This window comes from Pseudoalteromonas sp. AS84 (genome assembly GCF_038900255.1).
Classification (GTDB): Bacteria; Pseudomonadota; Gammaproteobacteria; order Enterobacterales; family Alteromonadaceae; genus Pseudoalteromonas.
Genome location: NZ_JBBMQY010000007.1, coordinates 155,531 through 181,642, shown reverse-complemented (window position 1 = coordinate 181,642; position 26,112 = coordinate 155,531). Strand labels below are relative to the sequence as shown.

Annotated in this window: 26 protein-coding genes; 12 read left to right on the top strand and 14 right to left on the bottom strand. The window is 39.5% G+C overall.

The genetic code is table 11. From position 1 onward, the window contains the following. Positions 1-56: 56 nt before the first annotated feature. Both WNY79_RS09825 and WNY79_RS09820 read right to left on the bottom strand, forming a co-directional pair. Entirely contained in the window at positions 57-1,109 is a 1,053-nt protein-coding gene (locus tag WNY79_RS09825; RefSeq protein WP_197184646.1) for an aldo/keto reductase, read from the bottom strand. A 9-nt stretch (positions 1,110-1,118) separates the two neighbouring features. After that, positions 1,119-1,553, bottom strand: a complete 435-nt coding sequence (locus tag WNY79_RS09820; protein WP_197184647.1) for a thioesterase family protein — start codon at positions 1,551-1,553, stop codon at positions 1,119-1,121. A 166-nt stretch (positions 1,554-1,719) separates the two neighbouring features. On the opposite strand from WNY79_RS09820, the gene WNY79_RS09815 reads away from it, so the two are divergent. From WNY79_RS09815 to WNY79_RS09805, 3 genes are all read left to right on the top strand, one after another. Next, positions 1,720-1,896: a hypothetical protein gene (locus WNY79_RS09815; protein ID WP_170071746.1), complete on the top strand. Its 177-nt coding sequence runs from the start codon at positions 1,720-1,722 to the stop codon at positions 1,894-1,896. A 387-nt stretch (positions 1,897-2,283) separates the two neighbouring features. Beyond that, on the top strand, positions 2,284-3,336 hold the full coding sequence (dinB, locus tag WNY79_RS09810; RefSeq protein WP_342875757.1) for a DNA polymerase IV: 1,053 nt from the start codon (positions 2,284-2,286) through the stop codon (positions 3,334-3,336). A gap of 129 nt (positions 3,337-3,465) precedes the next feature. Next, positions 3,466-4,986 carry a leucyl aminopeptidase family protein gene (locus WNY79_RS09805; RefSeq protein ID WP_342875756.1) on the top strand — a complete coding sequence of 507 codons (1,521 nt, stop codon included), beginning with the start codon at positions 3,466-3,468 and terminating at the stop codon, positions 4,984-4,986. A gap of 235 nt (positions 4,987-5,221) precedes the next feature. Here WNY79_RS09805 and WNY79_RS09800 read toward each other — a convergent pair whose 3' ends face one another. Continuing rightward, entirely contained in the window at positions 5,222-6,859 is a 1,638-nt protein-coding gene (locus WNY79_RS09800) for a methyl-accepting chemotaxis protein (RefSeq protein WP_342875755.1), read from the bottom strand. Between the two features lie 142 nt (positions 6,860-7,001). Next, positions 7,002-9,227, bottom strand: a complete 2,226-nt coding sequence (locus WNY79_RS09795; RefSeq protein ID WP_342875754.1) for a S9 family peptidase — start codon at positions 9,225-9,227, stop codon at positions 7,002-7,004. Between the two features lie 111 nt (positions 9,228-9,338). On the opposite strand from WNY79_RS09795, the gene WNY79_RS09790 reads away from it, so the two are divergent. After that, a complete protein-coding gene (locus WNY79_RS09790) occupies positions 9,339-9,743 on the top strand; it encodes an HIT domain-containing protein (protein WP_342875753.1) in 405 nt (134 codons plus the stop codon). 41 nt (positions 9,744-9,784) lie between these two features. On the opposite strand, the gene WNY79_RS09785 is transcribed toward WNY79_RS09790, so the two are convergent. Beyond that, positions 9,785-11,485 carry a Zn-dependent hydrolase gene (locus WNY79_RS09785; RefSeq protein ID WP_342875752.1) on the bottom strand — a complete coding sequence of 567 codons (1,701 nt, stop codon included), beginning with the start codon at positions 11,483-11,485 and terminating at the stop codon, positions 9,785-9,787. Between the two features lie 296 nt (positions 11,486-11,781). Between WNY79_RS09785 and WNY79_RS09780 the strand changes: the two genes are divergently transcribed. Then, positions 11,782-12,621, top strand: coding sequence for an HDOD domain-containing protein (locus tag WNY79_RS09780; RefSeq protein WP_024590070.1), 840 nt, complete (start codon positions 11,782-11,784; stop codon positions 12,619-12,621). Between the two features lie 55 nt (positions 12,622-12,676). Here the strand turns inward: WNY79_RS09780 and WNY79_RS09775 are convergent, their stop codons facing one another. Further along, positions 12,677-14,359 (bottom strand): amidohydrolase, encoded by a 1,683-nt coding sequence (locus WNY79_RS09775; RefSeq protein WP_342875751.1) that lies wholly within the window; start codon positions 14,357-14,359, stop codon positions 12,677-12,679. A 172-nt stretch (positions 14,360-14,531) separates the two neighbouring features. Between WNY79_RS09775 and WNY79_RS09770 the strand changes: the two genes are divergently transcribed. Beyond that, positions 14,532-15,053 (top strand): energy transducer TonB, encoded by a 522-nt coding sequence (locus WNY79_RS09770; RefSeq protein WP_076923629.1) that lies wholly within the window; start codon positions 14,532-14,534, stop codon positions 15,051-15,053. Positions 15,054-15,233: 180 nt separating this feature from the next. After that, on the top strand, positions 15,234-15,686 hold the full coding sequence (locus WNY79_RS09765; protein WP_076923628.1) for an energy transducer TonB: 453 nt from the start codon (positions 15,234-15,236) through the stop codon (positions 15,684-15,686). Positions 15,687-15,743: 57 nt separating this feature from the next. Here the strand turns inward: WNY79_RS09765 and WNY79_RS09760 are convergent, their stop codons facing one another. From WNY79_RS09760 to WNY79_RS09745, 4 genes are all read right to left on the bottom strand, one after another. Further along, positions 15,744-15,980 carry a calcium-binding protein gene (locus tag WNY79_RS09760; protein WP_024598659.1) on the bottom strand — a complete coding sequence of 79 codons (237 nt, stop codon included), beginning with the start codon at positions 15,978-15,980 and terminating at the stop codon, positions 15,744-15,746. Positions 15,981-15,989: 9 nt separating this feature from the next. Next, positions 15,990-16,226: a calcium dependent protein gene (locus WNY79_RS09755; RefSeq protein ID WP_024598658.1), complete on the bottom strand. Its 237-nt coding sequence runs from the start codon at positions 16,224-16,226 to the stop codon at positions 15,990-15,992. A gap of 179 nt (positions 16,227-16,405) precedes the next feature. Continuing rightward, positions 16,406-16,633, bottom strand: coding sequence for a hypothetical protein (locus WNY79_RS09750; RefSeq protein WP_007581559.1), 228 nt, complete (start codon positions 16,631-16,633; stop codon positions 16,406-16,408). Positions 16,634-16,657: 24 nt separating this feature from the next. After that, the gene (locus WNY79_RS09745) at positions 16,658-16,891 is read right to left on the bottom strand and encodes an EF-hand domain-containing protein (RefSeq protein WP_024598657.1); all 234 of its coding nucleotides are present in this window, start codon (positions 16,889-16,891) and stop codon (positions 16,658-16,660) included. 330 nt (positions 16,892-17,221) lie between these two features. Between WNY79_RS09745 and WNY79_RS09740 the strand changes: the two genes are divergently transcribed. From WNY79_RS09740 to WNY79_RS09725, 4 genes are read left to right on the top strand one after another with little or no spacing between them, the layout of a single operon-like run. Beyond that, positions 17,222-18,679: a HAMP domain-containing sensor histidine kinase gene (locus WNY79_RS09740; protein ID WP_294121503.1), complete on the top strand. Its 1,458-nt coding sequence runs from the start codon at positions 17,222-17,224 to the stop codon at positions 18,677-18,679. A gap of 1 nt (position 18,680) precedes the next feature. Next, positions 18,681-19,226, top strand: a complete 546-nt coding sequence (locus tag WNY79_RS09735; protein ID WP_342875750.1) for a hypothetical protein — start codon at positions 18,681-18,683, stop codon at positions 19,224-19,226. Positions 19,227-19,228: 2 nt separating this feature from the next. Then, entirely contained in the window at positions 19,229-20,578 is a 1,350-nt protein-coding gene (locus WNY79_RS09730) for a sigma 54-interacting transcriptional regulator (protein WP_076923625.1), read from the top strand. Between the two features lie 8 nt (positions 20,579-20,586). Beyond that, positions 20,587-21,087 (top strand): DUF1543 domain-containing protein, encoded by a 501-nt coding sequence (locus tag WNY79_RS09725; RefSeq protein ID WP_197184657.1) that lies wholly within the window; start codon positions 20,587-20,589, stop codon positions 21,085-21,087. A gap of 18 nt (positions 21,088-21,105) precedes the next feature. On the opposite strand, the gene WNY79_RS09720 is transcribed toward WNY79_RS09725, so the two are convergent. After that, entirely contained in the window at positions 21,106-21,333 is a 228-nt protein-coding gene (locus WNY79_RS09720; RefSeq protein WP_007581571.1) for a hypothetical protein, read from the bottom strand. A gap of 132 nt (positions 21,334-21,465) precedes the next feature. On the opposite strand from WNY79_RS09720, the gene WNY79_RS09715 reads away from it, so the two are divergent. After that, the gene (locus WNY79_RS09715; protein WP_342875749.1) at positions 21,466-22,719 is read left to right on the top strand and encodes a multifunctional CCA addition/repair protein; all 1,254 of its coding nucleotides are present in this window, start codon (positions 21,466-21,468) and stop codon (positions 22,717-22,719) included. Positions 22,720-22,721: 2 nt separating this feature from the next. On the opposite strand, the gene WNY79_RS09710 is transcribed toward WNY79_RS09715, so the two are convergent. From WNY79_RS09710 to pdsR, 3 genes are all read right to left on the bottom strand, one after another. After that, entirely contained in the window at positions 22,722-22,886 is a 165-nt protein-coding gene (locus WNY79_RS09710; RefSeq protein WP_170071758.1) for a hypothetical protein, read from the bottom strand. Between the two features lie 267 nt (positions 22,887-23,153). Further along, positions 23,154-25,292, bottom strand: coding sequence for a proteobacterial dedicated sortase system histidine kinase (gene pdsS, locus WNY79_RS09705; protein WP_342875748.1), 2,139 nt, complete (start codon positions 25,290-25,292; stop codon positions 23,154-23,156). Continuing rightward, a complete protein-coding gene (gene pdsR / locus WNY79_RS09700) occupies positions 25,292-25,981 on the bottom strand; it encodes a proteobacterial dedicated sortase system response regulator (protein WP_170071759.1) in 690 nt (229 codons plus the stop codon). Before pdsR ends, pdsS begins: the two co-directional genes overlap by 1 nt. Between the last annotated feature and the right edge of the window lie 131 nt (positions 25,982-26,112).

Below are 26,112 nucleotides of genomic sequence, written 5' to 3'. Positions count from 1 at the left end.
AAATATTTTAGTTAAAAGCAGCCTTTATGCAAGGCTGCTTTTTAACTGGTACACGCTTAATAAGGCATTGGATAGTTTTTAAATATAGTATTAATTTCGCTAAGGATTTCGTCACTTAATGTAATGTTAAATGCATCAATATCTTCTTTTAATTGGGCTATGGTTGTTGCACCAATAATTGAAGATGTGACGCCATCTACTTGGTTACACCATGCGAGTGCTAGTTGTGCTGGAGTAATATTGTTTGCATGAGCCAGTTCAACATACTGCTTAGTTGCTTGCTCTGCGTTTGGTGTATCTCTAAAAATACCGTTGCGCTGCATGAAGGTCCAACGAGAGCCTTCTGGGCGAGCACCATTTAGGTATTTACCCGTTAATAAACCGGCGGCTAAAGGTGACCACGGTAAGTAGGCAATATCTTCGTGTACACATTGCTCTATTAAATACGGCCAGTCTTTAGCGTGCGCTAGGCTAAACTCATTTTGAATAGATACCATGCGCGGTAAGTTATGCTCTTTGGCCAAGCTTAAAAACTGGCTTATACCCCATGGCGTATCGTCAGATAAACCACAGTGCTTAATTTTACCTGCTTTAACACATTCATTAAGGCCTTGTAGAATATCAAGCATACTAGCTTGGTGTTCTTGTGTATTTACGTCGGTAAATTTAAGTGTGCCAGGCCATTGTCTGCCAAAGTGTGGAGTAGAGCGATTTGGCCAATGCAGCTGATATAAATCAATGTAGTCGGTTTGAAGACGCTTAAGTGAGTCGTCCACGGCTTCTATTACTGTTTGGCGAGTAATATTACCGCCATCACGTACCCAAGATAATCCATTGCCAGCAATTTTTGTAGCAAGTACTACATCGCCACGCTTTTGCTGATTACGCGATAACCAGTCACCAATAATTTCCTCGGTTTTGCCATAGGTCTCTGGAGAAGGAGGCACAGCATACATTTCGGCTGTATCAATAAAGTTTACGCCTTGCTCTAGCGCGTAGGCTATTTGTTCATCAGCATCGCTTTGAGTATTTTGTTTACCCCAAGTCATACTGCCTAAACATACTCTTGAAACGTTAATACCACTGCTGCCAAGTGCGCTGTATTGCATGAGAATTCCTTATTGATCGTATTGAGAGTAGCTAACTAACGCTGATAAAAGAGGCTCTGCAATTGGTGCTTTTTGGCCTGTTTCAAAATCAAACATAACCACTTTTGAAGTGCCTGTTGTTGTTATAGCGTTTTGCGCGTGACTAAATACGGTGTAATTCATAACAAATCGATCTGTTTTTATATCAGAAATAGTAACGCCGACTGTAAGCGTATCTGGAAAAGTAACTGGGCGTTTATAACGAATGTTGTTTTCGCTTATTACCGGACCTACGCCATTAGAGCTTATTGTATCGAAGAGATTTATTTTATTTAAGAAGTCGATTCGGGCTATTTCAAAGTAACGTAAATACACCACATTATTTACGTGTTGTAGTGCATCCATATCAGCCCACGCTACGGTGATGTCGGTATGGATAGGGTGCTGATCTTTAAACGTTTGCATTATTTATTGGCCCTTAATTATAAAGTATTTAGATTATCAATATGGAGTTGTGAGCTCAAGGTAATTAATAGCATGTTTTTTTATAAGATGATTGTACCTGTTTAATTTTAGGTCTACAGTTAAATTACACAGACAAACACAAACACAAAAACACACAGAGGTATGTATGCACAATATAATTAATTGGTCTTTAGCTTGTTTGGTTTTTATAGCCTCATTTACCTGCTACGCAATGGGTAATGAATCTGGCGCTATTATTTTAATGTTAGCGGGGTTTTTCTTCGAAGTTATGTTTTGGTTACGTGGCCATAAAGAGCCAGAAGATAATAAGCACTTTTTTTAATCGCTAACTAGGGCCTGTTGACCTTTCAGGATTAAAATTTGTTCAATCTAGGGGCTATTTAATCGCGGCGCGAGGTTTGTGACCTAGTGGGCTCGATAACTGCTCCTGCGTTATTCTACTGACTTACATCCCTGTAAGAATAAGTAAAAACCGAGCAACAAAGAGTAAATTGCCCCTAGGCAGAACCCTTCGGGCAGCGTATGTTTGGCATTTGTGCTACGTTATCGCCTATTTATGGGGAATAACCACACTACATAGGCTCTGCCTTGCCTAAATACCAAACATACTGCTGCAAATTTAACCTCGAAAGATAAACAGGCCCTAGGCTTGCTTATCACATTTGATTCTATAATAATGGCTGTATAAATAAACAGTTGTGTTGTGGTGATGAAGAAGTTTATTCACATAGACATGGATTGCTTTTACGCAGCAGTAGAAATGCGAGATAATCCTAAACTTGCATGTGTACCGCTTGCTATTGGAGGCAATAGCCGACGAGGCGTGCTCTCAACCGCTAACTATATAGCGAGAGAATATGGCGTACGATCGGCTATGTCGAACTATCGTGCTAAACAATTATGCCCCGATTTAGTTATTGTCCCTGGGCGCATGGCTGTATACAAAGAAGCTTCAAATCAAATACGCGAAGTATTTAGCCGCTATACAGACTTAATAGAGCCTCTCTCCCTTGACGAAGCCTACCTAGATGTAACAGACAGCACAGCTTGTAAAGGCAGTGCCACACTTATTGCACAGCAAATAAGAGCCGATATTTACAGTACCACAGGATTAACTGCATCAGCAGGAATTGCGCCTATTAAGTTTATTGCCAAAATAGCCAGCGACGAAAAAAAACCGAATGGTCAGTTTGTCGTTTTGCCTCATGAGGTCGATGACTTTTTAGCGCAATTACCTCTGGGGAAAATTCCGGGGGTGGGTAAAGTAACGCTCGAAAAACTCAATTTAAAAGGCTTATATACCGGCAAAGATGTACGTGAAAAGGGCGTAAATTGGATGCAGCAACATGTAGGCAATTTTGGTGTATCGCTTTATCAAAAATGTGCAGGTGAGTATATTGGTAAAGTATCGACAGATCGCATTAGAAAATCGCTGAGTGTTGAACATACCTACGAATACAATAAAACAAGTTTGCAAGAGTGCTTAGATGAGCTGCCAAAATTGTTAGACGAATTAGTTTTAAGGCTTAATAAGCAACAATTACAAAACCGTATTAATAAACTGAGTGTTAAGGTGAAGTTTGCAAATTTTGTAGTAACCTCAGCCGACCAGGCATACCACGAACTAAACACTGAAATACTTGTTCAACTACTTACCAAGGCTTATCAAAGAGGTTTACAGCAGCCTGTACGATTACTTGGTATAGGCGTTGGTATTAAAAGTGAGCCAGAGCAAAACTTTCAACTGAGTATTCTTGATTAAGCTGTAAAGCCTGTAACTCCAAGTTGCCATTTATTGACAAGTTGTGTAATTAGCTCATCGCACCTTGCTGGTCTTCAATATTTAAATCGACGATAATAGAGGCCTATGTTTTCTAACAGGACTTTATTTATGGCATACCCTCAAGCGGTTAGTGCGAGCCTTGAATGCACATCACATGATGCGCTTATTATTATTAGTGATGACTTTTCTTTATTACCAAATAACTCATTACGTGATGCTATTTTAGCCCAAGCAAACGTTGATTCTCGCATCGGTAAGCAAGTTACTTTATTAGTAATTGAAAACAAGCGCGTTGTACTTGCGCCTACTGGTCCGTTAAATAGAGATTACGATGATGTTCGCCGTTATTTTGATGCTGCTAAATTAGCAATTAACGAAGCAAAAGCGTCGGGTAGTGTTAATCCTGCATTATTTTTACCAAATTTAAATGGCGACAGTCGTTATCAGCACGCTTTAGAAGTTTCTTATTTAGGCGCTTGCCAAGCCTTATGGCAGCCATTAGAAGCGCGTGAATATCACGGTGAAAGTATTGAACCTATTACTCAAATTGGTTTAGTTGGCGCAAGCGAGCAAACAATCAAAGCTGTTAATGCAATTGCAGCTGGCCAATATGCCGCGCGTGATTTATGTGGCACTGAACCTGAGCGTATGGCTCCACCACGTTTTGCTGATTACTGCGTTGACTTATTTAAAGGCTCAAACATTGCGGTTGACGTAATTGATGATATTGCAGCTATTGATAAAAACTACCCAATACTAAGCACTGTTGCGCGTGCATCGTATGCAGTTGAGCGCCATCACCCACGTGTTGTTAAGCTTGAATATGTACCAGAGGGCGAAATTACTCGCACACTTATGTTTGTAGGTAAGGGTCTTGTATACGATACAGGCGGTGCAGATTTAAAAGTAGGCGGCCATATGGCAGGCATGAGTCGTGATAAAGGTGGCGCAGCTTCTGTTGCGGGCTTTATGAAAGCTGTTGCGGATTATCAGCCTAAAGGCGTTAAAGTAGTATCGTACTTAGCTGTTGTTCGTAATTCTATTGGTTCGGATTGTTTTGTGCCAGATGAAATTATTACTAGCCGCGAAGGTATCCGTGTACGCATTGGTAATACCGATGCAGAAGGGCGCTTAGCAATGGGCGACCTACTTAGCGAAATGAAAGATTTAGCTAAAACTGAGGTCAATCCAACGTTATTTACTGTAGCTACATTAACGGGTCACGCGGCACGTGCGATGGGTCCTTACGGTGCGTATGTTGAAAATGGCCCTGCTCGTAGCGCAGGTGTTTCACGTCAAATAGCTGATTTTGGAGATTTGTGGGCTGATGGCGCAGAAGTATCGCGTTCACGTCGCGAAGATTACGACTTTATTAAACCACGCACGCTAGCTGACGATGTTTTATCTAGCAATAACGCAGCATCTGCCGTTACTGCTCGTGGACATCAGTTCCCTATGGCGTTCATGGCTATTGTTGGTGGGCTTGATAAGCACGGTAATGACTCTGCACAGCCACTACCTTATGTTCATATGGATATTGCTGGTAGCGGTGTTGAAGGCGGTGATTGGCAGCATGGCAAGCCAACGGCTGCATCAGTAACGAGCTTGTTTGCACGTTACTGTATGTAATACCAATCCGCAATAATAATTAATCATTTTTCGGGGCTAAACGTGTCGCTATCTGTGTTAAAAAATTCTCATTTAGAACAACTAAATAGCAAATTTTTTGCCTAGCTATCAACACGTTTTTCCATCCTAAAAATAGATCACTTAATTAAGCGAAATGGTATAAGCTAAAAACGCATATGTAATAAAAAGCTCTGTTAATTCAGGGCTTTTGCGTTTCATGATAACGGTATCGCTATCAATCTAATTTAAAGCGATTAACTACGCTCGAAAGCTCTTGGCTACTTTGTTTAAGGTTATCACTAGCATTGGTAAGCTGTTTAGTATTATTGAGTGACTGCTCAGTTGATTGAGATAGCTCATTAATACGTAAATTAACTTCATCAGCAGCTTGAGTTTGTTGCTCTGTAGCACGTGCTATTTGACTGTTCATTTCGGTAATAATTGAAACAAGTCGTTCTATTTCATTAAGCGAAGTATTGGCTGATGACGCCTGTTCTACGGTAGAAACCGAAAGTGCTTGGCTTGATTTAACTGCTTCTACTGCTGCTTTTGCACCTTCTTGTAGTTTAGTGATCATGGTTTGAATTTCGTCAGTACTTTGCCCTGTACGACTAGCCAATGTTCTTACTTCGTCTGCAACAACAGCAAATCCTCGACCATGCTCTCCTGCGCGAGCAGCTTCAATGGCAGCGTTTAATGCCAGTAAGTTTGTTTGCTCAGATATACTTCTTATTACATCAAGTACAGAGCCTATATTGTGGCTTTCGTTGGCTAAATCTTCTGTTACACGGCTGACCGTTTCTATGTTGCTTGAGAGTGTTTCTATGGCTGTAATTGTTTGAGCAACTACGTTTTTACCTGTTGATGCATTTTGTGCTGCGTCTTTAGCTGCTTGCTCTGCGGCTTCGGCGTTACGGCTTACATCATGTATTTGGTGAGTCATTTGCTCCATGGCAGCTGCAACTTGGGTTGAGCTGTCGTTTTGGAGCTCAATAAATGAGTGGCTTGTTCTACTTGATTCATCAACTGTATGCGCATGCTCGCTTACGTCGTTTGCGCTTTGAGATACATGGGCAAGTGACTCTCGCATTTTTAAAGCAAATAAATTAAACGAACGTGATAGTTCAGATATTTCATCATTTCCAGATTCACTCAATTTGCGGGTCAAATCACCTTCGCCTTGTGAAATATCTTTCATCATATCGGCCGCTAAACGAGTAGGTATTAAAATGCTCTTGCCTATAAAGTAACTAAGTAAAATAACAGCAATAATCATAATTGTAGCACTGATAACTATAAGATTACGCTGCTCGCTAAATGCTGCGTCAATTGAGTCTAGATAAACACCTGAACCAATAATCCATTGCCATTGACTGAAACCTTTAACAAATGCGATTTTTTCAACTGGTTTTGCTTTACCAGGTTTTGGCCATTTATAAGGAATAAACCCCTCGCCAGAACGTTTAACTATATTCACCATATCAACAAATAATGCTTTGCCATCGGGGTCTTTATTATTAGTTAAATCTTTTCCCTCAAGCGCAGGTTTTATAGGATGCATAACCATTGTGGGCTGATAGTTGTTAATCCAAAAGTAATTGGTTTTGTCGTAGCGCATTGCTCTTATTGCATTAAGTGCTTGCGATTGAGCTTGTTGTTGAGTAAGTGAATTACTTTGCTCAAGGTCATAAAAGTGCTCGATTATACTGTAAGCAGTTTCTACTACGTTTTGTGTTTTTAGATACTGCTCGTTTTTAAGAGAGCTATATTGGTGAGTTAAGCTGGCTATACTAAGCGCTATAAGCCCAAACACCACAATTGCTATAAGTAGCGAGAAACGTTGGAATATACTGAAACTACGTAGACTAGGCATACATTTATCCTCAAAAAGTGTGCGCTTTAGCGCATAGGATAAGCGTAGCTAAAAAGAGAGTTTAATCTAGGTCCGACGAGTAATAATGCAAAAAAAAGGCTGATTTATCAATCAGCCTTTATCTATTTTTAAAATAGTTTAATTATTTAACATCAAAATGACGATTAAAAAAGTTTGTAATTGTTTGATGTAAGTGTGTTTGCACCTGTTTACCACGTAGGCTGTGCTTAGAGCCTGGGTAGGTCATCATTTCAAACTGTTTTTCGTTATCTTGTAGTTGCTTAAATAATTTAGTTGAATGCGTAAACAACACGTTGTCATCAGCCATTCCATGATAAATCATTAATGGACCTTTTAAGCCATCTGCGTAGGGGAATACTGCGCTGTCCTCATATCCTTTAGCATTGGTATCAGGATGACCTAAATAGCGCTCAGTGTAATGGGTATCGTATAGAGCCCAATCGGTTACTGGAGCACCCGATACGCCCGCTTGAAAGTAATCGCCCGCTTTAAACATAGTCATAAGTGCCATGTAGCCACCGTAGCTGTGGCCATAAACACCAATACGCTGTGGATCTACGTAATCAAGTGTACGTAAAAACTCTACGCCTTTAATTTGATCGGCAACTTCTACTACACCTAAGTGTTTATAAATTGCATCTTCAAACTTTTTACCACGGTTGTACGAACCACGGTTATCAAGTTGAAAAATTACGTAACCTTGTTGCGCCATGTACTGAAAGTACAAGTTTTTACTGCGCCAGCTATTCGTTACTCGCTGAGCATGCGGGCCGCCGTATACGTTAACAATAACAGGATGCTTTTTACCATCAGTAATGTTGCTAGGCTTAAATAAACGGTAATGCATAACTTGGCCATCTTCGGCTTTAATTGTGCCGTATTCTGGTTTTGTTAAGTCGCTTAAATAAGGAGTAAGCGGATGGTTACTATCAAGCTTATTTTCTTCAAGCCATGTAATAAATTCGCCGTTTACTTTGCGAAGCGCAGCTGAGTTTGGTTTATTATCAGATGAACTATTATCGATAAAGGTTTTGCTGTCTTTTGCTAGCACAACATTATGGTACTGACCTTTTTCGGTGATACGTTTGGCATCGCCTTTTTTAAATAAAGGCGCGCTGTATAAATGGCTTTCAAGAGGAGTGTCTTTACGACCAGCAAAGTAAATAATGCCTTTTTTCTCATCAATGCCTTTTAAGCTATCAACAGCCCAATCGCCAGAAGTAATTTGACGAACAAGTTGACCGTTTGTGCGATACAGATATAAATGTTTAAAACCGTCGCGCTCAGATGCCCACAAAAAATGCTTTTTGTCTTTTAAAAACTCAAGATCAAAATGTAGGTTAATCCACGTTTCGCTGTTTTCGGTTAGTGCTACTTTTTGTGCTTTAGTTTCACTGTTATAAAAACGAAGCTCTAATTTATGTTGCGAGCGATTTTGCCATTGGTACGACAATGTATTGCCGTCTTTTAGCCACTTAGCGCGTGCTATATAAATGTCTTCATCTTTACCTAAATCAATCCAATCTACTTTTTGGTCGTTTAGTTTAACCACACCGAGTTGAATTTTAACATTGTCGGTACCTGTAAACGGGTAGCGTTGGTTAAATAACTTAACTTCATCAGCATAAATTTCGTTACGGATAGCTTCTTTTACTGGGGTTTCGTCAACGCGGGTATAGGCAATTTTAGTTTCATCCCCTGACCACCAGTAACCCGTCATGCGGCTCATCTCTTCTTGAGCAACAAACTCAGCCATACCATTTTTAATTACGCCGCCGCCATCTTTACTAAGCTGAATTTCTTTTCCTGAATCAAGCTCTAAAGCATAAAGATTTTGTTCACGAATAAATGATACATAATTACCTTTAGGTGAAAAGCGTGCATCGGTTTCAAATGTTTCAGTATCGGTTAGCTTTTTACTTTTACCTGAGGCTAAATCGTAATAGTAAAGGTCGCCGTTAAGTGGGAATAAAAGTGCTTTACCGTCTTTCGACCATTTGTACTCAAGTATGCCTTTACCAAAAATACGTTGGCGTTCGCGGCGGGCTTTTTCTTCATCTGATAGGTTTTCTGGGCCTGAAAATAATTTTGCCGAATCAACTAGCACACGATTGGTGTTATCTTTTAAATTATATTCCCATAAATCGTAGCGGTTGTAGTCATCGCTTTTACCTTGCAGGTAAGTTACACGGCTGCCATCAGGCGAAAATTTAAGTTGTACAGGTGATTTACCTGACAGGCTTGGATCGTCAAAAATACGTTCCAACGATAAAGGTTTTGCTTGAACACTAATAGCGCCAACCATTAATGGTAGGGCTAGTGAGAGGTATTTTATTTTTTTTAGCACAAGGTTGCCTTAGCTTATTATAAATATTGCTTTGATGGTAAAGCCAAGCGTGTGCAACTGCAACTAAATGCTATAAAGTGGCGATTATTAAAGACAAAGTAGGATATAACAATGACGAACCCTAAATTTGAACTTGCGCCAGAGCTTAAGCGCGACTGTATAGAACTTGCAGATTGGCCGCTGTGTAAAGTACTTTTATTAAACGATAGTCAGTATCCGTGGTTTGTATTAGTACCAAGACAGGCTGACTTAAGAGAGGTAATTGATTTATCTGAGGGTGATCAAATTGTGTATTTAAAAGAGTCAGCCAAGCTAAGTAAATTATTAATGGATGTGTTTAGCCCTGATAAGTTAAACATAGCTGCTTTGGGTAATATGGTGCCGCAATTACATATTCACCATATTGCACGCTTTACTACTGATGCAGCTTGGCCTGCGCCAATTTGGGGTAAATTTCCTGCAGTCCCTTATACTGATGAGCAAATTACAGAGATAAAAAAAGCGCTGCAGTTTTAAGCTGCAACGCTTATTTAGGGTTTAGCTAAGTTTGACTAAACTTATTTAAGCCCTAGTACTTCTTTACCTTGTTTAAACGTTACATCTACAGGGATATTTGCTTTACTTAGTTTTTCTAAGTCTTTAGCTAGTTCTTCTTTAATATCGCCATGCGTTGCGATTAGTTGATCTACTTTTTCGTAGTCGCCATCACCTTGTAAGGTTAAAATTAGACGAGAAAGCTTGGCCATTGCAATGCTCATTTTTTCCATGTTTACGCGGTATAAACCCTCGTCATTTTTAGAAAATGCGCCTTCTTGTGCAAAAAAGTTAAAACGAATCATGTTAGCTTTACCGTGTGCGCTTGATGCACCAAAGCGAACTGAGCGGAATATACCGGCCATAAACGTTGTGTAGTAATCCTCAAGGGTACCTTCAGTAATTTCGCCTTTATTAAGTAACTGTTCAACCATATAGAGACCTAAAATATCGGCTTTACCTTCTTCAAGTGCACTTGCGTGTTCTTGTAGTGATTGGCGAACAGTACCTTTACCCGTAAGTGTATTTTTAATACCTAAGCCATGCGCCACTTCATGAAACATAGTATTGGCAAAAAATGCGTTAAAGGTAATGTGTTTACGCTGCTCAGGTACAATTAATTGTTCTGAAATTGGCACTAAAATTTTATCAAACTTGGCTCGCATCGCATTTTTAAGTTGCAGACGACGAGTCCCTTTTTCTAGTTGCACTTGCTCATCGTTTGGTAAGTTAATTGCAATTGTTTTACTACCCGCGTTTGAATGCCCAGCGTAATAAACAACATCATATGCATTTAGGTCTGCGTCAGAACCCGGTACTTCTTGTTTGTACTTAGCATCAACAGGTAAGTCTTTTTGAAGCTCAGGTAAAAAAGCTGCAAATTTAGCTAAACGCTCGCTCCATTTTAAATCTTTAATTAGTACGTAAGATTCATACGCTGCGCGGTAACCAAACAATTGATCTTCGTATGTTTCTATTGGGCCAATAACCACATCTACAGGATTGTTTTTCATATCCATCCACGCAAAATCAGACACTTGAAAATCATCTTTTTGTAGGGCATCAGCACGTAGGTTTAGGTAATTAGCGAATTCTTTATCGTCAGCAAGTTTACTTGCTTCACGTAAAAGGTCAGCGGCTTTTGCAAGCTCAACAGCGTATTCTTTAGAGTAAGGTACGCTATAAAGTTTGCCTTGCTCATCACGCTTGATTACAGAGTAAAGCCCTGTTTTGTCTTCAACGTCTGCATTATTTAACTCTTCTTTAGTTATGTCGGCAGGGTAAAACTGTGCACCAAGAGGTTTTTCTTTATAGCTAGATAAAAATGCTTCATCGCCATTTAAGCGATCCCATGGACCGTAGTTAATATCGGCAAATTTACGGACTTTTTCATCATTGAGTTTTGCTAAAAACGCATCTCTATTCTCACCAAAAGATTGCTTCCAAAATAACTCGTCCATTATTTTTGAAGCATCAATAAGCTTAGACACCATCGCTTTTTGGTTATCACTCAAATGCGAAAGGTCAGCCTCTAGGCTAAAGTCGGTATAAATATCTAAACGTTGTTTATCTGTATTAATAAGCTTAGGGCCTGATTGTGCACTGCTTTTTTGAGCAAGCTCTACGGCTGTATTGTCGGTAGAAGACGGTGCTTGTTCAGAACATGCACTAAGAAAAACGACACCTGAGAGCATAATTGCTTGGCTAATTTTATTTAAGATCATTATATTGCCTGTTAAAAAAGTAAGTTTAATAACTTGTACTGCTTAGTTAAATAACTAAATATGTACAAACGCTTCCTTATCGTGAGTGCATTAAAGCAAAACTAAATAGTAAATAGCAAGTATTTGGCGTTGTAAGGCAAGCATGAGCGGTAAAGCATTATAAATAAAAATAAACTTCTATAATTTTCTTAACTTTATCGGTAAGTTAGACAATACTAATTATATTACTAATACGAAAATTAACTGCCTGAGTTTGCAGTTAATTTACAGGCTGAACACAAAAGGACGGTAGCTTTATGTCTACAGAAAACGCTTTATTAACGATTCTAGTCGATAGAATAAATAACGATACTTTGGTTTTACCAACGCTACCTGAAGTAGCGATTAAGGTTCGCCAAGCTGCAGATAACCCTGATGTGAACTTAATGCAAATGTCAGATGTAATCTCACAAGACCCAGCGCTTTCAGCTCGTATGATAAAAGTAGCTAATAGTGCGATTATGGGACGTTCTGTAAAAGTATCTAATTTACAACAAGCGGTGACTCGTATTGGGTTGCGCCAAATTAAAAATATTGCAACGGCTATGGCCATGGAGCAATTATTTGTATCAAACAATGAGCTGATTAAAGGCTACATGGGTAAGGCTTGGCAAAAAACATTAACCGTTGCTAGCCATTCAATAACACTCATGGAGTTTTACTTAAAAAACAATAAACACACTTCATTAAATCGTGATTCAATTACATTAGCTGCACTTGTTTATAATATTGGTGTATTACCAATTTTAACTGAAGCTGAGCGCCACCCTGAAGTGTTTGCTAATCCAAGCTTTTTAGCTCACGCAATTCAAAAACTGAGTGGAAAAATTGGCTCATCCATCATGCAAGCGTGGGAGTTTCCTAAAGAGTTTGTTGATGTAGCTCTAAGCTGGGCAGATCCAAGTTACAAACCTGATAAAGTTAGTTACGTAGACTTTATTCGAGTAGGCGCTATTTTAGAGGGAACATTACAGGTTTCTGATAAGTCAGCAGCGCTGCAAACATATATAGATAAAGGTGTAATACCGTCAATGCAATTATTCACAAGTGATGAATATAACGATATGCTAAAAGATGTGAAAAACATGTTTAGCTAAACATTTTTTATCATAACAAACAAAAAGGGTTAACTTGCGTTAACCCTTTTTGGTTTTATTTATCGATAGTATTTTCTGTTTTGGTTTTTTCGTACCGTTTTATTCCCGCTACCCATGTTTGCAGGACGTCTGTTTTGTATATCTCGTCAACAGGCACCTTAAAGTAGTCTTTATCAATTAAAATAAAGTCGGCCCATTTACCTTTTTCTAAACTGCCCACCTTAAATTCTTGATGAGCCGCATAGGCGCCACCGAGCGTAAATGCACGTAATGCATCTTCGCGACTTAGTACTTCACTTGCCCGCCAGCCGTTTTCAGGTAGTTTGTCATGATCCATGCGTGTAATGGCTGAATACAAACCATCAAATGGATTTGCAAGCTCTACAGGGTAATCAGACCCTGCTGCAACAACCGATCCTTGCTTTAAAAATGTTTGCCAAGCGTAGGCTCCGCTTAATTGTTTTTCAGTTAAGCGTTGCTCTGCCATATGCATATCAGAAGTGGCATGTACTGGCTGCATTGAAGGGATTATTTTTAACGCTTTAAAGCGAGGGATATCCTCAGGCGTTACAATTTGTGCGTGCTCTATTCGGTTACGTAGTAATATACCGCCCGTTTTTTTAAACACATTTTGATAGGCATCAAGTACTACTTTATTTGCTTTATCGCCAATGGCGTGGGTATTTGCGCTAAAGCCGCTTTTAAAGCTTTGTGTAAAGAGCGCTTCGAGTTTTTCTTGTGTTTCAAGCATTAAACCATGGTGACCAGGTCTGTCTGCGTATTCTTCAATCAGAGCAGCTCCGCGAGAGCCAAGTGCGCCATCTGCGTAAACTTTAACACTGCGAATTTCCATAAAGTCATTTTTGTCGTGGTATCGGCCTGCCTTTAACATTGTATCTAAATCAGGGCTTGCACCACTTAACATTGCCACAATACGTAGCGGTAAATTACCAAGGTCGCCGCGCTCTTTGTAAACCTCCCATGTGGCTTTATCAATACCTGCATCGTGAGTAGAGGTAATGCCTAAACTTAATAAATGCTTACCTGCTGCATCTAGTGAGTCACTTATATCTTGCTTTGAAGGGGCTGGCATATGCTGGGTAATTAGCGATTCTGCTTTATCTACAAAAATACCTGTAGGATTACCAAATTCGTCTTTAATTATTTCACCGCCTTCGGGCGCTTTTGTTTGGGCGTTAATCCCAGCAAGTTCGAGCGCTTTTGAATTAACCCAAATGGCGTGACTATCAACCCGCGAAAGAACCACAGGTCGATCGCTCACTACTTTGTCTAAATCTTTAGCCGTAGGAAAGCGTGTATCAGCCCAAAGCTCTTGGTTCCAACCTCGCCCTATAATCCAACCTTGTTTGTTATCGGCAAATACTTTTAGTTTATTTGTTACTTCATCAACCGATTTTGCGCCGCGTACGTCAAGTTGCGATAAATTATCTCCTAGGCCAATAACGTGCCCATGAGCATCAATTAAGCCTGGTAATAAGGTATTACCGTGCGCGTCAATTAGCTTGGCATCTGGGTAGCTATCTTTAAGTGTTTCGCTACCGAGCTTAACTACCTTGCCATTTTTAATAACGAGGGTAGAAAACTGCTGTACTTCACCTTTGTATAAAGGGGTATAACCATTGGCGTTATAAATTACTTTTGTTTGTGCGAGAGTGTAGCTAGAACTAGCGCAAAGGCTGGCTAGTATGAGTGGTTTGATTATTTTTTTGAGTGGCATAGTTACTTAATTTTTATTGTTAATTTACTTACATTAACAAACTTGATTTTATAATACCAATGAATTGATAGACCTCATTTTAAGGCTTTTCTCTATATTAACTGTTTACAAAATAGGTAATTGATGTGATTATTTAGTATGTAAAACAATCAATAAAGCATAAGGAAACGCTATGAAAGCCCTCTATTTATTACTCCCATTAACTTCATTACTTGCGGCATGTGGATCGACACCTACTGCAGATAAAAGTGTAGAAAAGCTAAACCATACTGATGTATCAAATGCTGAAATACGCGATTATATAGATTTATCAAGTGTTGAGCTGCGCGACAGGGTGAAAGACTATTGGAATATTTCCACAAGAACAGAACCACGATATCCAATAGCTGCTGCAAAAAAAGGTCTTGCTGGTTGTGTAGAACTCATGACTATTATTAATTCTGAGGGTAAGGCGCAAGGATATAAAGTAACTTCTTCATACCCTAAGGGGTTATTTGATGAAGCCGCAGCGCAATCTTTAAATACATGGGCCTGGCTACCTACTAACGTAAATGTAGCTAAACAACCTGTACTTACTCATATCAGAATCGATTTCATGATTGATTCAATACCAGTAGGTAAAAAATATTTAAAAAATTGTCCGGCTGGCGAAACATTTCAAGTAACAGGTAAAATTAAAAAAACCTCCTACTGATGAAACATTTCAAGTAACGGGAAAGATTATAAGGTTTGAACAAAGTACTTATTTACCTCACTCTAAAGTTACTTTAAGTGTGTGTAACGTTTTAGATCGAACCTTTATAAAATCTGATGGGTATGAGTTTAATACGGATATTACAAATAACTAAATAAGCATCAAGAATAAGGAAATACTGTGAAAGCTCTCTATTTATTACTCCCGTTGAGCATGATGCTAACAGCCTGTGGCTCAACGTCTGATCAACAAGTAAACGATGAAATGCCGAGTTTTATTGATTTATCGAGTCCTGAACTGCGAAGTAAGGCAGGTGAATACTGGGATGTTGCTAAAAGAGTAGAGCCGCGATATCCGATAGAAGCTGCAAAGAAAAGTATTTCAGGTTGTGTTGAGCTTGCTATGTTAATTAATTCACAAGGTGAAGCCCAAGGGTATAAGGTTATTGCATCCTACCCTGAGGGTGTGTTTGATAATAATGCAGCTGCTGCTGTGGGTTTATGGCGCTGGAAAGCGACAACTGAAAATACGAGTAAGCAACCTATTCTAACTTATCTCAAAATGGATTTTATGGTGAGCCCAAAACCTACTGATGCAGAGTATTTGGCGCATTGTTCTAAAAATAAAGCCTGAACGTAATTAATAGATATAAATATAATAAGCTAGGTGCTTGTTTACCTAGCTATAAAACTACTTACTTGCATATAAGCCATATTCATTTAGTGCTAACTTGCCATCTTTATCACTATCGTAGCTTGAGAACCGTGACCACAAAGCCGGATCTATAGCGGTTTCTGAACGTGATAAGAAACCATCTTTGTTCCTATCTAGCTTTTTAAATTGCTTTGCAATATCGTTACTTGCGGCAAAACTAAATGTGCTAAAAATACTAAACGCCAGCAGCGTTATATAGCTAATACTTTTCATACAAATCACTTAGTAAAGGTTGTTAGTTAGATAACTTTTAAATTCGACTAGCGAAATTTGGTTATCTTGGTTTTTGTCCCATTTTACAAAGGTGTTTAAAAGTTGTGGTTGGGGATCAAGTTCGTCGTGTGTTAAATAGCCACTTTTGTCGCTATCTAGGTGATCAAAGCGTTGCTTTACATCAAGTGCCGCGGCATCAAAACTTAATAGCATTAAAATGCTTATAACAAGGGGAAGTATCTTCATGGTGTTCCTTCCAAAAGATGTATTAAAAGTTCGTGACTAAAACAAAGTAAAAAGCACTTGCCGTAATTTAACTCCCAACATTAAATCCTTTTACACACTCCCTCAGGGATTATGGCAAATGCTTTTAAGCTCAGTTTACCTGTAACAAGCTTAAGTAAACCTTAATCAGTAATTACTGATTAAGGTTTAAAGCTTTCAAATTCTTTTTTTGAGACTTTTTCATCACCGTCTTCATCTAAGTCGGCAAATTGTCTCATTACTTCCTTGTCTTCCTTTGCTTCTACAATTGATATTTGTCCATCCATATCTTTATCTAAATGAGCAAAGCGCACGTTTGTTGGGGATGCAATTACGGTGGCACTAATTGCTAAAAACATTAATGAAAAAGCGGCTATAAGTTGTTTCATAATCACGTTCCTTATTAAATGAGTTTATTGAATAAATTTTTTGAATTCATCTAGCGACAATTGCCCATCTTGATTGGTATCAATTTGAGAAAAATTCTCATGTAAAACGGCATCTTCACCTGCTTCGGCTTCACTTAATGTACCGTTACTGTCTTTATCAAGCTCGTTAAAAGTCGCGTGAACGTCCATTGCGTGTGCGTTAGCGCCTAAAAAGCCTAAAGCTAGTAATGATGAAACTACTAAAATGCGTTTGTTCATAATTATTTCCTTATTGATTAAAGTTAGTAACAGCATTACAAAAATGATGCCAACAATAATTGTTATTAATTTTCAAGTACTTAGAGTTTTAACTTGAGGGGGGTGAGAATTTTTTACGGGCTTTATTGTAATTTTTGTATGTCTTTTGCAACACTATGTAGCGAGATTAAAGAGATGTTTTTAAAATCAATGGCTTACGCTGTCTCTATTTGGCGACACATTGTTTTTGTAGCACTGGCTGTTAATCGTATTAAATATAATTGCTGGTTCAGCTAGTGTATAAGGTAAGCACTTAATAATAGAACGCTTAATTTAAAAGGACTAAACGCAATGCCAGTAACTATAGCTAAAAAATACCAAGCAATGCTTAACTGGCGGCCCAATTTAATCGGGCAATTTGCAATGAGTATGCTGCTTTCGTTGCTCCCGCTTTCTATAGTGGTGATTGTATTTTTAAATGCGCTTAACAAACAATTAGCTATTACTCAAAGTATTGTGAGTAACAATTACCAAGTTACTAAATCGTTTAATACTCTAAAACAAGAACTCAACAGTCTTGAGCGGGCCACTAGGCAAAACTGGGTATTAAAAAGTGAATCGCTCGACAAACTCATTGTTGATAAATGGCAATCATCCCTGCAAAGCATTGATGAGCTTAAATTTGTAAACATGAATAAAGATTATACCCACCAATGGCAACGCTTATATACCACCTTACAAACCGCGCATGTTGAATTGGTTGAGCAAAAACAACAACAAGCTGAGTTGTTTGTGCCAGTGAGCGATTTAGTCGCTGAACTTACTTTATGGTTACGTGATAAAAACGAAGCGCAAATTACCAATAACCAAAATGAGCTGACAAGCTTGCAAGCCTCATTTATAAACTGGCTGGTGGCACTTATTCCACTTACTTTAATTGTAGGTGGTGGTTTTTTATGGCGCATAAGTGGGCGACTAAAAGGGTTAACCACGGTTATTGATAAGTTAGGACAGGGACATTGGCAGCAAAAAATATCAGTTAAAGGTTCCGCTGAGCTAGTTGAGCTAGGAGAAAAGCTTCAGTGGGTGCAAGAGCAACTACATATGCTTGAGCAGCAAAAAGATACTTTTTTACGCCATGTTACCCATGAGCTAAAAACGCCGCTAGCTTCAATGGTCGAAGGCACTGACTTACTAACTGATGAAATAGTAGGCCCAATTACAGGTGAGCAAAAAGCGGTACTTGAGCTTATTAGTCAATCTATGGTGCGCCTTCGCACAATGATTGATAGTTTATTGAGTTATAATGCGATTCGTACCAGTAAAGACAGTCTAAGCGAAGTTGAATTTAGCCTCCTTATTAATAAAATAAATAGCCATTTTGAGCATCGCTTAAGTGCGCGTGAGCAGGCTCTGCAATGGAAAAATGACTTACCAAATAAACCGCTTGCTTTACCTAGTGAGCTTATTGAGATGATTTTAATTCAGCTTATCTCAAATGGCTTAAAATTTTCAGAAGATAAGCAAAGCGTTACTATTAATTTAGCGCTTGAGCAAAATCAACTTTGTATCGCTGTGCTCGATAGAGGGTGCGGTATTAAAGAGCAAGAAAAAACTCAAATTTTCAGCGCATTTTATCAAGGTAAACACAGTAAAAATGTTACGCTGCAAGGCAGTGGGCTGGGCTTAACTATTGTAAAAGAGTCTGTTGAACAGCTAAGAGGTACACTTACTGTTGAACATAACGAGCCACATGGTTGCCGGTTTTCAATTAAAATTCCCATAACAAAAAATCTAGGAGTTAATTAACATGCGCTTGCGTTTAATCGCTATTTTATGTGTGCTCAGTAGCAGCATGGTTATATCTGGTTGTGAAATTAATAATGGGCAAGAAGAGCGTGTGTCAATTACACCAGCACCTGTGGTCGCTACTAAAATAAAAAACGACAAAAACAGCAAACCAAGCCCAAAACCCAGACCAAAAATAGAACCTAGCTACCCTCCAGCAGAGCAAGTTATTGCATGGCACGCTAATCAGTGTGGCGGATTTAAATTGGTGCCAAAAAAAGATATTTTTACAGGCGAAAACGATCTTAAACGCTTTTTTAAATTTATGTGCTTAAACATAAATGATGATCCAAATACAGTAATGACTAAGTTGCTAAAACTCGATCTTGCTTACTTTTGGCCAGATGATATAAAGCAATATTTATGGCTTCAAAAGCAACAAGTGACTATGCAAATAAATGCTAAAAAAGAGCAACAAGCACTTAACAATAAAATGCAAGAAACCCTCTCATCGTTAGCAACAATTGAGCAGCAGCTTTTACTACGAGAAGAAACTAAGGAGCAGTAACTATGGCAGCAACTAAAGTGCAAGGTGCAAAAGTATTACTCGTTGACGACGACGCTAGCTTATTAAAACTGCTCGCTATTCGTATCGAATCAAAAGGGTACGAAGTAACGACCTGTGAAAGCGGCTTAACCGCACTACAAATACTTAAAAGCCAAGTGTTTGACGCCGTAATAACCGACTTGCGTATGGATGAAATGGATGGCATGGCGCTGCATCGTCAGTTGCAAAGCCGCTACCCTGCATTACCTGTCATTATGATGACAGCACACGGTTCAATTCCTGATGCAGTAGAGGCAACTAAGCAGGGCATTTTTGCATTTATAACTAAACCTGTAGATAAAGATGAGCTATTTGACAGCCTTGCTAAAGCGATAGAAATTCACGGTGTTAACGCTGATGAAGCCGCACCAAAAAGTAATATAGTTACGCGTAGCGGCACAATGCTTCACTTGCTCGAGCAAGTAAAACTACTTGGGCCAACACAAGTAAATGTATTGATTTCGGGGGCTAGTGGTACAGGTAAAGAGCTACTCGCACAGGCGATTCATCAACATAGCCATGTAAGTAACGGACCTTTTGTTGCCATTAACTGCGGGGCTGTACCGGGTGAGCTTTTAGAGTCCGAATTATTTGGTCATAAAAAAGGCTCTTTTACAGGCGCAATTAAAGATCACCAAGGGTTGTTTCAACAAGCTGAGGGCGGCACGTTATTTTTAGATGAAATAGGCGACATGCCACTTAACCTACAAGTTAAGTTACTGCGCGTATTACAAGAAAAAACAATTCGCCCGGTGGGTTTTCAAGAAGAAATAGCAATTGATGTACGCATAGTGTCGGCTACACATAAAAATCTTCCTGAAGCTATTTTAAGCCAGCAATTTAGAGAAGATTTATACTATCGCTTAAACGTAGTTAATTTAAAATTACCGCCACTGTGTGAGCGCCGCGAAGATATAAGCTTATTAGCACAGCATTTTAGTGCAAGCATTGCTAAGCGCATGAAGCAAACTGAAAAACACTTTGCAAGCGATGCTATGCATGCGCTTGTGCGTTACGACTGGCCAGGTAATATCCGCCAACTACAAAACGTAGTAGAGCAGGTTGTAGCATTAACGCCAAGCGATGTTATTTCAGAGCACTTAGTGTTAGCAGCGCTAAATAGTAACGAAACAAATGTAGAACCATTATCACTAAACGACGCTAAAAAAGAGTTTGAGCGCGACTATGTAATTAACACTTTAAAAATGGCAGGTGGTAACGTAGCCGAAGGCGCTAAGCTTGCTAAACGTAACCGCTCAGATTTTTATAAGTTGATTAAAAAGCATAATATTGATGTTGATAATTTAGGTTAAGGAAAAGCATGCAGTTATTTATGGTTTATTTAGGTGGCCGGATTCGAGGTTGCCACATTGAAATGCATGATATCCGTTTTGTAGTTGGGGAGAATATAGAGCAAACCTACTCAAAGTTAAAAAGCCAGTGGGTAGGCGACAGAAGTAGTGTTCACATGGATAGTTACATGGCAATTAATCATATTGATGGCTTTAAAGTAGAAGTAGTCGATAGCTATGTGGAGCAAAATAAACAACTCTATTTTGTAAATTTAGGCGCTTACAGAAGTGATTCTATGGCTGAGCAACACGACTTTGCGTTGTATGTTGCAAGTAGTAGCCATGAAGCTAAAGAGCGTGCTAAAAACGATTTACTTGCAGGCCTTAGCCATATTCATAAAGATGATTTACATGACGTAGACGATTGCTTTGCCATTGATTTACTCGATAGCCAGCTAAGCATTAAACTCACGCCCAGCGGTATATCGCAGCCGATAAAGCCAGACTGGTTTGGCTACCACGTACTTTAAATCAGCCAAAAAGCAGGATTAAGAGTCCTGCTCGTTTTGTTCATCCTTTTCGCTTTTAGCCGCCATTTTAAACGCTACAATAACCAATCCAAACATAGCAAACGGCAGTGCTGCTAACATGTATTCAACCACATTACTGTCTTGAAAATTTGCTTGTAGTAAAAAGTGACCCGCCACACACATTAAAATAACCACCAATAAAATGGGTAGTAACATAAGTTCTTTTTTTGATGAATGGTTTTTCATTAATTGTGAGGCTATAGCTGAAAATAATGCGCCATTGTAATGAGCTTACTTGAGCTTGGCAAACACCGCAGAATTTTTTAATTAATGTTATGATTAACATCAAACAATTTTATTAATGTTTATGGGAATAAAGTGAAAAGTAACTTAAAACAAGTTTACCTCGTTGGTGGGGCAGTTCGCGACAAGCTGCTAAATATAAAATCAAAAGATAACGATTATGTAGTGATTGGTGAAACGCCAGACACAATGCAGTCGCTAGGTTTTGTACCAATAGGTAGCGATTTTCCGGTTTACTTACACCCAAAAACAAAAGAAGAATATGCACTCGGGCGCACGGAGCGTAAAAGCGGGAAGGGCTATACAGGCTTTGTGGTTGATGCCAGCCCAACTGTAACGCTAGAAGAAGATTTAGCAAGGCGTGATTTAACCATAAATTCAATGGCGCTTGATGAACACGGTAATATTATTGACCCGTTTAATGGCCAAACTGACTTACAAAATAAAACACTGCGCCACACCACAGAGGCATTTGTAGAAGACCCTGTTCGAGTACTGCGTATTGCCCGTTTTTTAGCGCGCTATGGCAGTGATTGGCGTATTCACCCAAGTACGTATGCACTAATGCGTGAGCTTAAAAATAAAGGTGAGCTAAATCATTTAGTACCAGAGCGCGTGTGGCTTGAAACCGAAAAAGCACTGGGTGAAAAGTACCCTGAGCTTTATTTTGAAGCACTGCAAGGCTTAGGTGTTTTTCCAGAGCTTGAGCGCATGGTTAAAGTACCGCAACCGGCAAACCATCATCCTGAAGGTGATGTATTTGTACATACTATGCTGGTACTTAGGCGTGCAGCCGATTTAAATTTTAATTTAGAAACACGTTTTGCTGCACTAACCCATGATTTTGGAAAAGCGCTTAGTTTTAAAAAATATGGAAACCTACGTGGGCACGAACGCGAAGGTGTTGCAGTTATTGAGGCGTTTTGTGAGCGCTTAAAAGTGCCTAACCGTTTTCGCGATATTGGTGTACTCACCAGTGATAATCATACCCTGTGCCACACGATTGACCAGTTAAGGCCGCAAACCATTCACAAGCTAATAGTGACTAACTTAAATGCGTTGGTACACCCAGAACGTTTTATAGCGTTTACCCAAGCATGCCAATGCGATGCACAAGGGCGTGGTGAAACATTGGTTGATAAGCCATACCCGCAAGCAGCTAAACTGCGAGCAATTCATACTGAACTGCAAAAAATGGATAAGAAGCAAGTAGTGCAAAATGCACTTAAAAATGGCAAAAAAGGCCCTGAAATAGGCGAAGAAGTAAAACTTGCAGAAATAAACTGCATTAAAGCATTTTTAAAACATGAGAAGTCCCAAGCGCAATAAAATTAGACTAAGTAGTGCGATACGCCTTGGTTTTTAGTCGCGTCGTGCTTTCTTAGCTCTTTGTAGTTTGTACTTTTTGGTTTTACATTTTCAGACTTAGGTTTTTTAGAGGGCCTGTATAAGTCAAAAATAAAGTCTAGTTCTTCACGCTCTAGTGATGGTTTCATGAGTATTCCTTCAATTTAATACTTTAATATGATGTAGGGTATGGTCATTCGACTGAATTAAAAGTGAATAGTTACATTTGAAGTTGTACTAAATTGTAACCGGCAGGTTTTGAGGGATGAGAGGGGTTTATTTGTTAATTTATATGGAGTTAAGGTAAATTAAAGTAACTATTTTTAACTAAAAATATACAGCTGAATTTAATTTATTGTGTACTTACTATTTGCATATAAGACTGTAGCTATAAATATAATGGTAAAAATACAGACTTAGCCAGTAACTAACGGCAGCGTTACGGTAAATACGACACCATCACCTTGCTCGTCATTTTGCGCTGTTACACTGCCTTTATGGTAGTCGCACACCAGCCTTACAATATAAAGACCTAACCCCAAATGTGGCTGTTGCTGCATTTGCTGGCTACGTACTGACACCATAGAGTCAAAAATATGCTCAGTTAATCCTTCGGGTAACGCGGGGCCTGTGTTACTCACTGTTAATATTGCTTTATTTTCGCTCTGCTTAAGGCCTACATTAATAGCCGTATTGGCTTCACTAAACTCCAGCGCGTTATTAATAAGCTTATCAAGTAGCTGAGCTATAAACTCCGGTGCACCTTGCATAGGTAATTTGTTTTGGCATACATCAAGCGTAAATAGCTGGTGTGGGTAAGTAAGCTGATAGCCTTGCATGCAGCCATTTATTACTTTTTGTAAATCAAAAGGCTCAGGTTCGTTGCTTTGAATACTTTGTTCAAGGCGAGTGGCTTCGCTCATGGTGGTTATTATTTTACCTAAGCGTTCAACGCCTTCGCTGGCGCGATCGAGATATTTTTGGCTCAGCTCGTTTTGCGGCAAGCTTTGTAAGTTTTCGAGTGATGAGCGCACTACGGCAACAGGCGTGCGCAGCTCGTGTGATAATCGCGACGACATATTTTCTAAGTAATCGGTATAGCCACCAAGTCGGCTGACAATGTTTGAAAAACTACGAGACAGATCGCCAATTTCATCATTAGCGTCGCTGTAATTAATACTACCGGTAACACGCCCTTGTGAGTCAATTGCTTGCTCAGCTGTATCGCGCAGTCGTCTAATACGGCTCGATATACGCGAGGCAAAAAAGAATAGCGTGACAGTACCAATTAGCATCACAGCTAAAATAACGTTGAATAGTTTTTCGAGTGATTTATTACGCAGCGTACGTACGCCGTTTGTGGTTTCCTCTGCTATTACCGCGCCAATTACTTGATCTTGAATCCAAATAGGGTAAGCGGCCGATAAAATAACAGCTTTGCTGTCGGGAGTTAAGCGCCAAGACGATGCTGGTTGCCCTTTTAATGCTTTAGCTAAATGTGTGCCCTGCATAGAAGCTACATCGTGCAGGGTATCTAAAAACTCATTTTCGGGGCGCGTTAATATTTTATAGTAAATTGGGTGCAAGTAATTTTGCTCAAAGCGCTGCCACCAAGTTTCAGGTGCTTGATTAGCAAGCCCATCAGCCCATACGCCATCTGCATTTTGAATAGTACCCGATTGCGCAAGCACACGATGATGGTTATCAACCACCCAAATGCGGCTACCACTGTGGCCCATACCTTTTAATATACGGCTAATTTCTGGGGAAGGTACGAGTACCGAGCCTAAATCGTTTGGGTTATTTAAGTTTGAGGTCGACATTATTTTAGGCTCTAATAATGCCTCTTTATTATCAACATCAACAATAGCAAAGCCAAGTTTGTTGCCCAGCATGTTAATAGGAAAACGCAGCTCTACGTTATAACCAGATTCGGTACTTTCAAAATAGCCCTGGATTTTAGTAAAAGGGGCTTTGGTTTTTGCATCAAACGCATTAACCCAGCCGTTTTGGCGCGGCGCAATAATGTAAGTATTAAACTGCCCGTCAGGCGTTTTTAGGCCAATTTGTAAATAATCGTTATTAGTAATGCTTAAGCTATTTTTAGCGCGATAAATAAGGGTATTGTCGGTGACTTTAAATACGGCGTATAAGTAGTTATCAAACTTTCCCACCATATGACCAAACGATAAGTCACTGGCTTGATGTTTGTTATCTGTTTTTTGTAAGTAGCGCTTGTCGTAATGCCAAAATAGCGGTTGGTAGTTGTCCCAATCGTTAAGTTTACCGTCGAGCTGAATAGGATTTTTAAGATTATAAGCGTATAAATCGCGGCCTTTTACTACTTGGTCTAAAAAGTTGGTTTGCTCGTCAAATAATGCGGGGCGCTCATGTAGTGCAGTAGCAAGTGCGCGAGTAGTGCCTACGAGGGTTTTTTCTTGGCCTTGGCGTAAAAACTTTTCCATTTCCCATACGTACTCGTAGCCAAGCCACGGCAGCAAAAACAAAAAACATGAAAGTAATATAAATTTACTGCGCAGACCAAATCGTAGCATTAGTGTTGTTCCCACCGATAGCCCATGCCATACACGGTATCTATGCAATCAAAGGCGCTGTCGAGTGCTATAAACTTTTTACGGATACGTTTTACGTGTGAAGTAATAGTGCTGTCGTCTACATAAATTTTAGCATCGCTCATTAATTCGTTACGGCTTTTAACATGGCCTGGTCGCTGGGCGAGTGAATGCAGCATCCAAAATTCGGTTACGGTTAAATCAACTAATTGTTGTTGCCAAAATACCTGCATACGTTGTGTGTCGAGCGTTAATTGCCCGCGTGTTATGAGTGCGTTTGCATCAGCGGGTTGTTCAAGTGCTTCCATTCGGCGAAACAGCGCACCAATACGTGCAGCCAAGTGAGCCAAGCTTATGTCTTTTGTTAGGTAGTCGTCGGCGCCCATGCGCAGGCCGCATACGGTATCTATTTCGCTATCGCGGGCGGTTAAAAAAATAATAGGCAGTGTTTTAGAAAGCGATCGCAATGTTTGGCACAGTAAAAAACCACCATCTATTTCATGGCCTAGGCCAATATCAACAATGGCTAAATCGGGCAGGGCATTTTTAAATGCAGCTTCTGCGCAAGCGCGATCGGCAAAGCCACTTACTTGGTAGCCCTGTGCGCTCAGCATTTCTATGTAGTTTTCGCGGATTGCGGGTTCATCTTCAACGATGGCTATTTTTTTCATCTTAATCATTATCCTATCGGCTCTGCTGTGCACTATATCGAAGTTTTTAAGCTAAGTACGCTTAAAAAGGCAATTGCCATTTTTTTGCCACAATTGCTCAGCAGTTTGCCATTTTTGATCCCCTTTGTTGC